The 13,042-nt window shown below is 67.7% G+C and carries 11 protein-coding genes; 8 read left to right on the forward strand and 3 right to left on the reverse strand.

Annotated elements, in window-relative coordinates:
• Positions 1-49: 49 nt before the first annotated feature.
• Both ACS5PN_RS04545 and smc read right to left on the reverse strand, forming a co-directional pair.
• Positions 50-1,096, reverse strand: a complete 1,047-nt coding sequence (locus tag ACS5PN_RS04545) for a cell division protein FtsZ (RefSeq protein WP_439462749.1) — start codon at positions 1,094-1,096, stop codon at positions 50-52.
• Entirely contained in the window at positions 1,093-4,608 is a 3,516-nt protein-coding gene (gene smc / locus ACS5PN_RS04550) for a chromosome segregation protein SMC (RefSeq protein ID WP_439462750.1), read from the reverse strand. The genes ACS5PN_RS04545 and smc overlap by 4 nt, the downstream gene beginning before the upstream one ends.
• 167 nt (positions 4,609-4,775) lie before the next feature.
• Between smc and queF the strand changes: the two genes are divergently transcribed.
• The 7 genes from queF (at position 4,776) to ACS5PN_RS04585 (ending at position 11,991) form a co-directional block, all read left to right on the forward strand.
• Entirely contained in the window at positions 4,776-5,216 is a 441-nt protein-coding gene (gene queF, locus ACS5PN_RS04555; RefSeq protein WP_119046574.1) for a preQ(1) synthase, read from the forward strand.
• Positions 5,217-5,304: 88 nt separating this feature from the next.
• Positions 5,305-6,510, forward strand: coding sequence for a succinyldiaminopimelate transaminase (gene dapC, locus ACS5PN_RS04560; RefSeq protein WP_439462751.1), 1,206 nt, complete (start codon positions 5,305-5,307; stop codon positions 6,508-6,510).
• Positions 6,507-7,331 (forward strand): 2,3,4,5-tetrahydropyridine-2,6-dicarboxylate N-succinyltransferase, encoded by an 825-nt coding sequence (dapD, locus tag ACS5PN_RS04565; protein WP_439462752.1) that lies wholly within the window; start codon positions 6,507-6,509, stop codon positions 7,329-7,331. Before dapC ends, dapD begins: the two co-directional genes overlap by 4 nt.
• Positions 7,332-7,333: 2 nt before the next feature.
• Positions 7,334-8,503: a PilT/PilU family type 4a pilus ATPase gene (locus ACS5PN_RS04570; RefSeq protein WP_439462753.1), complete on the forward strand. Its 1,170-nt coding sequence runs from the start codon at positions 7,334-7,336 to the stop codon at positions 8,501-8,503.
• Entirely contained in the window at positions 8,500-9,372 is an 873-nt protein-coding gene (gene prmB, locus ACS5PN_RS04575) for a 50S ribosomal protein L3 N(5)-glutamine methyltransferase (protein WP_439462754.1), read from the forward strand. Before ACS5PN_RS04570 ends, prmB begins: the two co-directional genes overlap by 4 nt.
• A complete protein-coding gene (locus ACS5PN_RS04580; protein ID WP_439462755.1) occupies positions 9,369-11,303 on the forward strand; it encodes an ABC-F family ATP-binding cassette domain-containing protein in 1,935 nt (644 codons plus the stop codon). The genes prmB and ACS5PN_RS04580 overlap by 4 nt, the downstream gene beginning before the upstream one ends.
• 307 nt (positions 11,304-11,610) lie before the next feature.
• Positions 11,611-11,991, forward strand: a complete 381-nt coding sequence (locus ACS5PN_RS04585; RefSeq protein ID WP_439462756.1) for a hypothetical protein — start codon at positions 11,611-11,613, stop codon at positions 11,989-11,991.
• Between the two features lie 66 nt (positions 11,992-12,057).
• Here the strand turns inward: ACS5PN_RS04585 and ACS5PN_RS04590 are convergent, their stop codons facing one another.
• Complete coding sequence (locus tag ACS5PN_RS04590; protein WP_439462757.1) at positions 12,058-12,420, reverse strand: DUF1304 domain-containing protein; 363 nt, start codon at positions 12,418-12,420, stop codon at positions 12,058-12,060.
• A 136-nt stretch (positions 12,421-12,556) separates the two neighbouring features.
• Between ACS5PN_RS04590 and ACS5PN_RS04595 the strand changes: the two genes are divergently transcribed.
• On the forward strand, positions 12,557-13,042 hold the full coding sequence (locus tag ACS5PN_RS04595) for a MarR family winged helix-turn-helix transcriptional regulator (RefSeq protein ID WP_439462758.1): 486 nt from the start codon (positions 12,557-12,559) through the stop codon (positions 13,040-13,042).

Consider the following 13,042-nt stretch of genomic DNA (forward strand, 5'->3'; position numbering starts at 1 on the left):
CACCGGCTGTCAGTCCGACCGCGGCGTTTGCGCGGCCAATGTCACGCGATCAGCTGAACAGCCGGCGCGCAGCGGGCGAGCCGGCGGCCAGATCGCGCTCGGCCAGGGCCTCGTAGAGCTTTTTCAGCTCGACGTCGATGGCGGCGAAGGCATGCAGGCCCAGCACCTGGCCGCGGTCGTCGCAGACCTCGGCCTCCAGGTCGCGGGCCAGGGCGCGGGCCGACTCCTGCCAGCTGGCAAAGGGCTCGGCCTCGGAAGGCGTCTGCGGCACGTCCAGGGACAGGGTCAGCTCGCGCAGCGACAGGGCCTCGGGGTCCTCGGCCAGGGCCGCCTGGGCGTCGAACTGCAGCGTCAGCACCGGCGGCGCGCCCTCCTCGCCCGAAGGCATGACGAGGCGGCCCGGCAGGGCGCCGGCGACAAAGCCGTGGCGGGCCGCGGCCTGCTGCACGAAGCCCGGCGTCCAGGCCGTGGCCTTGGCACGCAGCAGCAGGGCCAGCTGGGCGTCATGGCTGGCGGCGAACTGGTCCAGCTCGCGGGCGCGGGCGACGACATCCAGCATGTCGGGGAATTGCACGAAGCCGCCCACGCCATCGGCAAAGGCCTGGATCTTCTGCACGAACTCCGAGTACTCGATCTCGTTCAAGGCGCCGCTGCGGTTGGCCATCTTCAGACCGGCCTGGAACTCGCTGTAGCGCTGGCCGGGTGCGGGCAACTCCCAGTCGCCAGTCTCGGTGTTCAGGCCTTCGATCTGCAGCGGCTTGGTGCCGGCGCGGCGGCTGCCGGGCTGGTGCTGCAGGGCCATCTCGCCGGACACGGGTCCTTCGACGGTGATGGCAGCGATGGCGTCGATCAGCGCATCGATGCGGGCCGAAGGCCGCCGCAACGGGCGGGCCACGGCCGGCAGCGTCACTTCCAGCGGCGCGTCCTCCGCGGCAGCCTCGACGGCGGCCGGCGGGGTGTCGAAATGCGGCTCTTCCATCGGCGGCGTGGCGCGCTTGGGGCCGGCCTTGCGCGCCTGCCAGGCGCCGTGGGCGATGACGCCGGCCAGAACGACGCCGCCGGTCATGGCCAGGAGTTGGGTCAGCGTGACGCTCATGCTGCCTCGGCCATTGCGAGGGCCTTGTCCATGTCGACGGCCACGATGCGCGACACGCCCTGCTCCTGCATGGTCACGCCAATCAGTTGTTCAGCCATTTCCATCGCAATCTTGTTGTGCGAGATGAAGAGGAATTGCGTGCCGGCGCTCATCTTGGTCACGAGGCGGGCATAACGCTCGGTGTTGGCGTCATCCAGCGGCGCGTCCACCTCGTCCAGCAGGCAGAAAGGCGCCGGGTTGAGCTGGAAGATGGCGAACACCAGGGCGATGGCGGTCAGCGCCTTCTCGCCGCCCGACAGCAGGTGGATGGTGCTGTTCTTCTTGCCCGGCGGCTGGGCCATGACCTGCACGCCGGCGTCCAGGATCTCGTCGCCCGTCATGACCAGCCTCGCCTCGCCGCCGCCGAAGAGTTCGGGGAACATGCGGCCGAAGTGGTCGTTGACCTGGTTGAAGGTCGAGCCCAGCAGGTCGCGTGTCTCGAGGTCGATCTTGTGGATGGCGTCTTCCAGCGTCTTGATGGCCGAGTTCAGGTCGGCGCATTGGGAGTCGAGGAAGGTCTTGCGCTCGCGGGCCGCCGTCAGCTCGTCCAACGCGGCCAGGTTGACGGCACCGAGGGCGGCGATCTCGCGGTTGATGCGATCGATCTCGCCCTGCAGGCCATAGAGCTTCACACCGCCCTCTTCGATGGTCTTGGCCAGGGCCTCGAGATCGACAGCAGCGGCTTCGAGCTGCTCGCGGTACTGGGCGCCGCCGAGCTGGGCGGCCTGCTCTTCCAGCTGCAGCTTGGTGATGGCCTCGCGCAGCGGGTCCAGGCTGCGCTCGAAGGTCATGCGCTGCTCGTCGGCCTTGCGCAGGCGCAGCGACAGGTCGTCGTAGCTGGCGCGCACGGCAGCCAGGGCCTGCTCGCGCTCGACCTTGAGGGCCAGGGCGTCCTGCAGGCCGGCCTGGGCGGCGGCGTCGTTCAGCGTGTCCAGCTCGGCCTGCAGGCTGGCGGCCGACGTTGCCACCTGGCCGATCTGGGCCTGGGCCGTCTCGATGCCGCGCTGCAATTCACCGCGGCGGGCCGCCAGGGTCTGCGTGGCGAAACGCGCCTCCTGCGAGCGGCGCTCCAGCGTGCGCAGCTGCTCGCGGGCGTCGGACAGCTTGCGCTCGGCCGCGATGGTGCCGTCTTCCAGCTCGGCATGGCGTTGCTGCGAATCGCCGAGCTGGATGTCCAGCTCCTCGAAGCGGGCCTCGCCGACGGCGCGGCGCTCCTGCAGGCCTTCCTGCTGGGCGGCGATCTCGGCGAGCTCCGCATCCAGGGCGCTGCGGCGCTGCTGGCTGGCCTCGGCCTGCTGGCTCAGGCGCAGCAATTCGACGTGGAGCTGATGAGCGCGGGTCTGAGCCTCGCTGGCCTCGCGGCGCAGCGTCGTCAGGCGCCCATTGGCGTCGTTGAACTGGTGCTCGATGCGGCCGAGCGACATGCGGGCCTCATCGGCGATCAGGTTCTGGGCACGCTGGGCGGTGGTCAGCTGCTCGATCTCCTGGGCGCGGGCCAGCAGGCCGGCCTGCTCGGAATCGGGCGCATAGAAGGTGACCGAGAACTGGCCGACGGCATGGCCCTGCGGCGTCAGGATCAGTTCGCCATGCGTCAGCCTGCCGCGTGCGGCGAGCGCCGCATCCAGATCGGGCGCCGTGTAGACGCCTTCCAGCCAGTCGTTCAGCAGCGCAGACAGGCCGGCATCGTCCAGGCGCAGCAGCTCGCTGAGCTTGGGCAGGGTCTCGTGCGTGTTGGCAATGGAGCCGGGCGGCGTCGAATAGAAGGCCAGGCGGGCCGGCGGCGCATCGAGCTCAAACGCGCGCACCGTGTCCAGGCGGCCGACGCTCAAGGCGCCCATGCGCTCGCGCAACGCGGCTTCGAGGGCGTTCTCCCAGCCTTGGCTGATGTGCAGCTTGGTCCACAGCCCTTGCAGGCCGTCGAGGCCATGCTTGGCCAGCCAGGGCTTGAGCTTGCCTTCGGTCTGCACCTTCTCCTGCAGGGCCTTCAGGGCCTCCAGGCGGGCGGTCAGTTCGGACTGCCTGGCCAGCTGGGCGTTGGCGTCCTGCTGGGCGTTGCGGCGCTGCTCTTCGAGCTGGGGCAGTTGCTCGGCCAGCTCCTGCAGGCGCGCTTCGGACAGGTCACGCGCCTCGTCGGCCTCGGCCGTGCGGGCCTTCAGCGTCTCCAAGGCATCGTGGTCCGGCGCGCCGAGGGCACGCGACTCGGCCGTGAGCCTGTCCTCGCGCTGGCGCAACGCCCTCGCCTGCTCGTCAACGCTGCGGCTCTCGGCGGCCAGCACCTGGATCTGCTGCTGCACCTGGGCGACCAGGGCGCGCTGCTCATTGGCACGGGCCTGGGCGGCGCGCAGTGCGTCCTCCACCACGGGCAGTTGGCCCTGCTGCTCCTCGGCCTGGGCGGCCAGGATCTCGCTCTGCTCGTCCGCGCCGGCGATCTGCTCGGCAATGCCTTCCAGCTCCGCCGCAGACTGCTCGACGCGCTCGCGCCACTGGCCGTCCTGGGCATGCAGCTCGGCCAGGCGTTGCTGGGCGCGGTTGCGGCTTTCGACGACGAAGCGGATGCGCTCCTCCAGCCGGCTCACTTCGAGCTGGGCATCGGCAAAGCGGCCTTGGGACGCATGCAGTTCGTCGCCCGCCGCGTAGTGCGCCTGGCGCACCTCTTCCAGCGTGGCCTCGACGGCCCGCAGCTCGGCCGTGCGCGACTCCAGCGCGTTGACGGCTTCGACATGGGCGGCCTTGACGCGGGTGGCCTCGCTGCCGGCGTCGCGCAGCTTCAGCCACCACAGCTGGTGCAGCTTCAGCGTGCCGGTGTCCTGCAGGCTGCGATAGCTGGCCGCCACCTCGGCCTGGCGCTCCAGCTTTTCGAGGTTGGTGTTGAGCTCGCGCAGGATGTCGTCGACGCGGGTCAGGTTCTCGCGCGTGTCCTTGAGGCGGTTCTCGGTCTCGCGGCGGCGTTCCTTGTACTTGGACACGCCGGCCGCTTCTTCGAGGAAAAGGCGCAGCTCTTCGGGCTTGCTCTCGATGATGCGCGAGATGGTGCCCTGGCCGATGATGGCGTAGGCCCGCGGACCCAGGCCGGTGCCGAGGAAGACGTCCTGCACGTCGCGGCGACGCACCGGCTGGTTGTTGATGAAGTAGGAGCTGGTGCCGTCGCGCGTCAGCACGCGCTTGACGGCGATCTCGCTGAACTGGTTCCACGGCCCGCCGGCGCGGGCGGATTGGTTGTCGAACACCAGCTCGACACTGGAGCGCCCCGCAGGCTTGCGGTTGCCGCTGCCGTTGAAGATGACGTCCTGCATGGACTCGCCACGCAACTCGCTCGCCTTGCTCTCGCCCAGCACCCAGCGCACCGCGTCCATGATGTTGGACTTGCCGCAGCCGTTGGGGCCGACGACGCCGACAAGTTGCCCGGGCAACTGGAAGGTCGTGGGCTCAGCGAAGGATTTGAAGCCGGCCAGCTTGATCGAATTCAGCCGCATGTAGCTCGGACGTAAGCCCTTGATTTGGCTAAAGAAAAGCGCCTTTCAAGGGCGCTTTGACGGGGCCGGATGATACCATTTGCACCCTCTCAGAAAGACCCGTTGCGAACACTCACATGGCCACCAAGAAGTCCGCCGCCGCCCCCGCCAAGAAGAACAAGCCCAAGATGCGCGAGGTGCCCCCGAATCCGCCGAGCAAGCCCAGCAAGGACATCCTGGTCTTCCCCAACCCGAATCCCGAGCGCGATTACGTCATCCAGTTCCAGGTGCCCGAGTTCACCTGCCACTGCCCGCTGACCGGCCAACCCGACTTCGCCCACTTCACCATCGACATGATTGCGGACGAGCTCTGTGTGGAGCTCAAGAGCCTGAAGATGTACTTCTGGAGCTACCGCAACGAGGGCTCCTTCCACGAGAAGGTCACCAACAAGATCCTGGACGACATCGTCAAGGTCACCGACCCGCGCTTCATCCGCATCACGGCCAAGTGGTATGTGCGCGGCGGCATCTACACCAACGTCGTCGCCGAGCACCGCAAGCCGGGCTGGACGCCCGCGCCGCGCGTCGACCTGCCGGCCCACGGCTTCGAGTCGGGCATGCTGGGCTGAAACCGCAGCGGCGCGCTTCGCCGCGCCGCGTGCCCAGGCTGGCCCGAGGACGAAGCCGGCCGGACACCCTGCCGCCTATGATTCCGGCATGAGTGTTCCCGTCAATCCGCGGCTCGAGCGGCTGCACCCCTACCCCTTCGAGCGCCTGCGCGAGCTGACCGCGGGCATCACGCCGAATCCGGACCTCGCGCCCATTTCCCTGGGCATCGGCGAACCGCGCCACGCGGCACCGGCCCTGATCGCCGAGGCCATCAACGCGTCGATGAAAAGTCTGGCGGCCTACCCGGCCACGGCCGGCACGCCGGCCCTGCGCGAGGCCATCGCCGGCTGGATCTCGCGCCGCTACGGGCTGACGCTGGATGCAGGCACGCAGGTCCTGCCGGTCAACGGCTCGCGCGAGGCCTTGTTCGCCATCGCCCAGACCGTCATCGATTCGACCCGGCCCGGGGCGACCGTCGTCTGCCCCAATCCCTTCTATCAGATCTACGAAGGCGCGGCCCTGCTGGCAGGCGCCGAGGTGGCCTACGCCAATTCCGACCCGGCCCGCAATTTCGCCGTGGACTGGCGCCAGATCGACGCAGCCACCTGGGCCAAAACCCAGCTGATCTACGTCTGCTCGCCGGGCAACCCGAGCGGCGCCGTCATGCCGCTGTCCGAGTGGCAGGCCCTGTTTGAGCTCAGCGACCGCCATGGCTTCGTCATCGCGTCCGACGAGTGCTATTCGGAGATCTATTTCCGCGACGAGGCGCCACTGGGCGGCCTGGAGGCCGCGGAAAAGCTGGGCCGCAGCGACTTCAGGAACCTGATCGCCTTCACCTCGCTGTCCAAGCGCTCCAACGTGCCGGGCCTGCGTTCGGGCTTTGTGGCCGGCGACGCGGCCCTGCTGAAGAAATTCCTGCTCTACCGCACCTATCACGGCAGCGCCATGAGCCCCATCGTGCAGGCCGCCAGCATCGCGGCCTGGGGCGACGAGGCCCATGTCGTCGAGAACCGGGCGCGCTACCGCCACAAGTTCGCCGAGGTCACGCCGCTGTTGGCCGAAGTGCTGGACGTGGCCCTGCCCGACGCCGGCTTCTACCTCTGGGCGGCTGTTCCCGGCGGTAACGATGTCGCCTTCGCCCAGGGCCTGCTCGCTCAATACAATCTCGCCGTCCTGCCGGGCAGCCTGCTGGCGCGCGAAGCCCATGGCAGCAACCCCGGCGCCGGGCGCATCCGCCTGGCCCTGGTGGCCGACGAGGCCGAATGCCTGGAAGCCACCCGCCGCATCGTCTCCTTCACGAAATCCCTGTCATGAACACCGCTGAACTGCAAAGCCTGATCGACCTCGCCTGGGACAACCGCGCGTCTCTCGATCCCGTCAACGCCCCCGAGGTGCGCCAGGCCGTCGATCACGTCATCGCCGAACTGGATGCAGGCCGCCTGCGCGTGGCCACCCGCGAGGGCGTCGGCCAGTGGACGGTGCACCAGTGGGTCAAGAAGGCCGTGCTGCTGTCCTTCCGCCTGAATGACAACCGCATCATGGGCGACAAGGAGCTGACCTTCTTCGACAAGGTGCCCACCAAGTACTCGGGCTGGAGCGACGAGCAGTTGCGCGCCACCGGCGTGCGCGTCGTGCCGCCGGCCGTCGCTCGTCGCGGCAGCTTCCAGGCGAAGAACGTCGTGCTGATGCCCTCCTACGTGAACATCGGCGCCTATGTCGACGAAGGCGCCATGGTCGACACCTGGGCCACCGTCGGCTCCTGCGCCCAGATCGGCAAGAACGTCCATCTGAGCGGCGGCGTCGGCATCGGCGGCGTGCTGGAACCGCTGCAGGCCAACCCGACCATCATCGAAGACAACTGCTTCATCGGCGCCCGCTCCGAGGTCGTCGAAGGCGTCATCGTCGAAGAGAACTCGGTCATTTCCATGGGCGTCTACATCGGCCAGAGCACGCCGATCTACGACCGCGCCACCGATACCGTGAGCTATGGCCGCATTCCGGCCGGCTCCGTCGTCATCTCCGGCTCGCTGCCCAAGGATGGCGGTCGCTACTCGCTGTACGCTGCCATCATCGTGAAGCGCGTCGACGCCCAGACGCGCTCCAAGACCAGCATCAACGAACTCCTTCGAGCCTGAACATGACGGGACCCAGCGCCGGCAATATGGAACGCATCCTGCGGCTGATGGCCGACAAGGGTGCCTCTGACTGTTATCTGTCGGCCAACATGCCGGTGCTGATCCGCATCAACGGACAGACCGTGCAGCTGTCGGACCAGTTGCTGACGCCGCCCCAGCCGCGCCAGCTCATCGCCGAGGTCATCGACCCGACCTCGCTGGCCGAACTGGACAACACCGGCGAGCTCAACCTCGCCGTGTCGGTGCGCGGCGTGGGGAGCTTCCGCCTGTCGGGCTTTCGCCAGCGCGGCTCCATCGCCGGTGTGTTCCGCCACATCCCGCACGACATCCCGACGCTGGAAAGCCTGCTGCTGCCCGATGTGCTGGGCACGATGATCAAGGAAAAGCGCGGCCTCATCCTGATGGTGGGCGCCACCGGCACCGGCAAGAGCACGACGCTCGCGTCCATGCTGGAAATGCGCAACCAGACGATGACCGGGCACATCCTCACCATCGAGGACCCGATCGAATACCTGTTCAGCAACAAGCGTTCGGTGGTCAACCAGCGCGAGATCGGCCGCGACACGGCCTCGCTGCAGATCGCGCTGAAGAACGCACTGCGCCAGGCGCCGGACTGCATCCTGATCGGCGAAATCCGCGACCGCGAGACCATGACGGCGGCCATTTCGTACGCGCTGTCCGGCCACCTGGTGCTGGCCACGCTGCACGGCAACAACACCTATCACGCGCTGAACCGCATCCTGTCGTTCTACACGCCGGAATCCCGCCCGGCCCTGCTGAACGACCTGGCGGCCGGCCTCAAGGCTGTCGTGTCGCAGCGCCTGGTGCGTGCCACCGCCGGCGGCCGCGTGCCCGTCGTCGAGATCCTGCTGAACACCAAGCTGACGGCCGAGCTCATCGAACAGGGCGACTTCGCCGGCGTGAAGGAAGCGATGGAGAAGTCCATCGCCGAAGGCTCGCAGACCTACGAAGAACATTTCGCCAAGCTCATCAGCGAAGGCACCATCACCCGCGAGGAAGGCCTGGCCTTCGCCGACTCGCCGACCAACCTGCTCTGGCGTCTGCAGAACGAGGCGCCCGGCGCCCGCATGACCAACGCGCCGCGCAAGGAAGAGAAGGCCGGCGACGAAGCCAGCTTCACCGAAATCACATTGGACGTCCGCGGCACTTGAAGCTGATCGACTGCATTGAATCCCAAGCCGCCCGCCTCGCCCAGGCGGGCTTGTTTTTTGGCCATGGCACCACGAACGCTTTCGACGAGGCCATGTGGCTGGCGCTGTGGCGCCTCGGCCTTCCGCTGGACGGGCTGGACGACCATGAGGAACGCGAGCTGACCGAGGCCGAAGCCGCCTCCATCGCGGCCCTGGTCGACGAGCGCATCACCACCCGCAAGCCCGCCGCCTATCTGACCGGCGAGGCCTGGCTGCAGGGCGTGCCTTTCACCATCGACGAGCGCGCCATCGTGCCGCGCAGCTTCATCGCCGAGCTGATTGCCGACGCCAGCATCGACCCCTGGCTGGGCGAAGACACGCGACGCGTGCTGGACCTGTGCACCGGCAACGGCAGCCTGGCCGTGCTGGCCGCCATGGCCTGGCCGGACGTGGAAGTGGACGCGTTGGACATCGACACGAACGCCCTCGCGGTGGCGAAGCTGAATGTGGAGCGCCACGACCTGGCGCTGCGCATCCGGCTGCTGCAAGGCGACGGCCTGGCCGGCGCAATCGACCAAGGTGCAGGCCCCTACGACTTGATCCTCTGCAACCCTCCCTACGTCAACAGCGCCAGCATGGCCGCCCTGCCCGCCGAATACCGCGCCGAGCCCGAGTTGGCCCTGGCCGGCGGCAACGACGGCATGGACTTCATCCGCGAGCTGCTGCGCGCCGCGCCCGCCGCCCTGAACGATGGCGGCGTGCTGGTGCTGGAGATCGGCAACGAGCGCCACTTCTTCGAAGCCGCCTTCCCTGACCTCGAGGTCGTGTGGATGGAAACCTCTTCTGGCGCTGACCAGGTCCTCCTCGTCACCAAGGAGTCCCTGCTGTGATCACCATTCGCGACATCACGCTGCGTCGCGGCGTCAAGGTGGTGCTGGACGGCGCGTCCGCGACCCTGCAGCCCGGCGAGAAGATCGGCCTGGTCGGGCGCAACGGGGCCGGCAAGTCCAGCCTGTTCGCGCTGCTGACCCACCGCCTGGGCAACGACAAGGGCGAGGTCGAGGTGCCCAAGCACTGGCGCCGCTCCGAAGTGGCCCAGAACATGCCCGAGACCGACGACGGCGCCACCGACTATGTGCTTCAGGGCGACCTGACGCTGGTGGCCGCGCGTGTCGCGCTGGCCGCGGCCGAGGAGGCCGAGGACGGCCATGCGATGGCCGACGCGCATGCCGCGCTGGCCGACGCCGGCGCCTTTGACGCCCGCTCGCGCGCCCAGGCATTGCTGATGGGCCTGGGCTTCAAGACCGAGCAGCTCGACGCCCCGGTGAACAGCTTCTCCGGCGGCTGGCGCATGCGCCTGCAACTCGCCCGCGCGCTGATGTGTCCGGCCGAGCTGATGCTGCTGGACGAACCCACCAACCACCTGGACCTGGACGCGCTGGTCTGGCTGGAAGCCTGGCTGCAGCGCTACGACGGCACGCTGATCATCATCAGCCATGACCGCGAGTTCCTCGACGCCATCACCAAGGTCACCCTGCACCTGGATGAAGGCAAGCTGGTGCGCTACGGCGGCAACTACACCAGCTTCGAAACGCAGCGCGCCGAGCGCATGGTGCTGCAGCAGGCGGCCTTCGCCAAGCAGCAGGACCGCGTCGCCCACCTGCAGAAGTTCATCGACCGCTTCAAGGCGAAGGCCAGCAAGGCCAAGCAGGCACAAAGCCGCGTGAAGGCCCTGGAGCGCATGGAGAAACTGGCCCCGGTGCTGGCCTCGGCCGACTTCAACTTCGAGTTCCGCGAGCCGCTGAACCTGCCCAACCCGATGCTGATGTTCGATGAGATGTCGGCGGGGTATGGCAGCACCACCATCGTGCGCAATGTCGACCGCTCGGTGCTGGCCGGCCAGCGCATCGGCATCCTCGGCGCCAACGGCCAGGGCAAGTCCACGCTGGTCAAGACGATTGCCGGCGCGCAGCCGCCGCTCAGCGGCACGATGACGCAGGGCAAGGGCCTGTCCATTGGCTACTTCGCCCAGCAGGAGCTGGACGTGCTGCGCCTGGACGAAGGCCCGCTGGAGCACATGGTGAGGCTTGCACGTGAAGTGGGCCCGGCAGGAAGAGAGCAGGAGCTGCGCGACTTCCTCGGCCAGTTCCGCTTCACGGGCGACATGGTCAACCAGCAGGTCGGCAGCCTGTCAGGCGGCGAGAAGGCCCGCCTGGTGCTGGCGATGCTGGTGTGGCAGCGCCCCAACCTGCTGCTGCTGGACGAGCCGACCAACCACCTGGACCTGAACACCCGCGAGGCGCTGTCGATGGCGCTCAACGAGTTCGAAGGCACGGTCATGCTGGTCAGCCACGACCGCGCGCTGCTGCGCGAGGTCTGCGACGAGTTCTGGCTGGTGGCCGACGGCGTCGTCAAGCCCTTTGACGGCGACCTGGACGACTACCAGAAATGGCTGCTGGACCAGAGCAAGGAAGCGGCACGCGCGGCCAAGAAGGGCTCGACGCCCGCTGCCGCACCGGCTCCCGTAGTGGCGGCCGCCCCGGCGCCTGCGGCCCGCGAGGACCGCAAGGCCTCGGGCCAGGCCCGCGCCAAGCTCGCCGAGCAGACGCGCCCACTGCGCAAGGAAATGGAGGCCATCGACAAGCGCATGCACGCGCTGGCCGAGGAGCGCAGCGGGATCGAGGCTCAGCTGGCAGAAGGCGCGGCCGCGTCAGCCATCGCCGAGATGGGCAAGCGCCTGAAGGCGATTCACGACCAGCTCGAAGCCGACGAGATGCGCTGGCTCGAACTGGGCGAACAGATCGAGGCGCTGAGCGCCTGAGCCGAGATGAAGAAGCGCCCCGCGGGGCGCTTTTTTTCGCCGCATAACACCAGCGTCGTGCGTTGGGTCAACCCCAAGAAGCCACTTTCGGCGCGCGCGGGCCCATCGTTGGCGGCTCAGTCTTGCCCGCGCTTGAACGAAAGCGCAACATCAACAAGATTCAGGCCGCTCGCGGCCAAACCGGTGGCGGTGTGCGGCGAACGCATGTTCGGCGCTGCTGCTGAAGACGCCCAAGTCAACGCTTGGGACCTCCGTTGTCGGGCGTTCAAGCCTGGCGGTGCATTCCTACCAACCCAAGAGAGATCACATGCGTACCTCAGCAAAATTTGCCTCGCTCCTGGTGCTCTTCACGTCCTTCGCGTTTGCGCAGACGTTTGACGGGAAATGGAGCGGTCCGGCGACGAGCCCCAGCGCTGGCGACATCCAGGTCGATCTGACGATCGCGAAGAGCGGCGGCACCATGCGTTACGAGCAGAAGGTGAACTACACCACCATCGATCAGTGCGCGAACCGGGACATTCCGGTTTCCGTGGTGTCGCAGACGGCGACCGAGATGGTCATCGCCATCCAGGGCGCGAAGGTGCTGAAGGGCTGCTTTGACGAGACCGCGACCCTCAAGATCGTTGACGGCAAGACGCTGCAGTCAACGCTCAAGGACGGTCGGACCATGAAGCTGAGCCGCAAGTAGCTTGCGCCGCGCCGCAGGCCCACAAGCGTTCTTGACGCCCGGCGGCATGGCCGCCGGATACATCGCTCAAATGGCCAGCACCGCCGCCAGCGCGACGGCGCCGGGAATGGCCTGCACGAACAGGATCTTCTTGGAGGCCGTGGCCGCGCCGAACACGCCGGCCACGACGACGCAGCCCAGGAAGAACACCAGCCAGGGCTTGCCCGCACCCGCGGCGCCCAGCACCAGGCCATAGACCAGGCCCGCCACCAGGAAGCCGTTGTAAAGGCCCTGGTTGGCCGCCAGCGCCTTGCTGCGCTCGGCGAAGTCCTTGTCCAGCCCGAAGGCCTTGCGGCCCAGCGGCTTGGTCCAGAAGAACATCTCCAGCACCAGGAAGTACAGATGCAGCAGCGCCACCAGGGCTGCCAGCACGGTTGCGACCATCAGCATCATTTCTCTCCTTGTCGTTGTTCGATTGGGGGTGGCGCATCCTCGCAGATCACCCTAGCGTCGCTGTCGCTCAAGAGACGATGCATAAAGACCATTTAGCTTGTGTGCAATTGAATTGTTGACTACATTAACTCCCATGGCACGCAGCAAGACCCCCACCCCCACCGTCGATCCCCGCGGTGAATGGCTGCAGCTCGACCGCCAGCTGTGCTTTGCGCTGTACAGCAGCTCGCTGGCCATGACCAAGATCTACAAGCCGCTGCTGGCGCCGCTGGGCCTGACCTATCCGCAATACCTCGTCATGCTGGTGCTGTGGGAGATCGAGGGCTTGAGCGTCTCCCAACTTGGCCAGCGCCTGTCGCTGGACTCGGGCACGCTGACGCCGCTGCTGAAACGCCTGGAGTCGCTCGGCCATATCGAGCGCCGCCGCGCCAGCGATGACGAGCGCCGTGTCGACATCTTCCTGACACCCCAGGGCCGCCAACTGCGCGAGCTGGCCCTGGACATCCCCGGCCATCTCGCCTGCGCCACGGCCTGCGAGCTGGACGAGGTCATCGCGCTGACGCAGCGCCTCACCCAGCTGCGCCAGCAACTCAACAAGGCCGCCGACGCGGCCGCCTGA

It is taken from the genome of Roseateles sp. NT4 (assembly GCF_051857475.1).
Lineage (GTDB): Bacteria > Pseudomonadota > Gammaproteobacteria > Burkholderiales > Burkholderiaceae_C > Pelomonas.